The following is a 794-nucleotide window of genomic DNA, read 5'->3' on the forward strand; positions in this document are numbered from 1 at the left end:
GCATTGATGCCAACGCCGCCTTCAATTGCAGGTCCCATAGGATCAAGGTCAAAGTTTCTACCAATATGAATGGTACCATTATCACCAAAGGTTTTGATCAAGTTTACTTTTCCATAGAAAGACATCGGACGGTTGTTTTCAGTGGAAATGGTTTTTGTCAAACGTCCACCAACACGGATCAACCATTGAGAAGGATTTTTCATATCAACGGTAAAATTATCAGCATCTTCAATGGTATTAAACATCAAATGTTGATAGGCAATTTGTGCTTGTGGCTCAAATGTTAAGCCTTCCATTCCAGTTACAAACTCTTTGCCAACGGTGGTGGAGATACTCAACATTTTGGCGTTTTTCAATTTTGCGGTTTTGCCAATGATAGCATTGCCGATATCTCCCTTTATTATCCCATAGGACAAGAGTGTATCCATATAGAAACCATTGTCATGCTGCACGCTGCCATAAGCTGTTAGTGACCATTTATCCAATGTGCTCTTACTGGCATCCGCTATGTCCTTTGGAGTGAAAGACAGCCGCCCATAGGTGCCTACAAGACCGAAATGTGTTGTGGTATTTTGTCCTTCTAATGCCGCGAATGTGACTCCGGCTTGGAGAGCAGCATAGCGGATATCAGCACCATAACCATATTTGAGAGGTCCGCGTTCAGAAGATAAGGTTCCTGTGTTTCCGTAAGTATAGAGGAAGAAACCGGTTTGTTTTTCTTCTTCTTTTCCTAAGACGGATGTTCTGATATTGGCTAAGAGTGCGTTTTGTTTAGCCATATCGGTTAATCCACT

1 protein-coding gene is annotated in these 794 nt (G+C 41.9%); it reads right to left on the reverse strand.

Annotated elements, in window-relative coordinates; genetic code table 11:
* Nucleotides 1-794 (reverse strand): autotransporter domain-containing protein (locus ACFINW_RS10040; protein WP_375674271.1); only part of this gene is annotated, 794 nt, incomplete at both ends.

The organism is Bartonella sp. AA18HLJMS, from assembly GCF_042197245.1.
In the GTDB taxonomy this organism is placed as follows: Bacteria; Pseudomonadota; Alphaproteobacteria; order Rhizobiales; family Rhizobiaceae; genus Bartonella.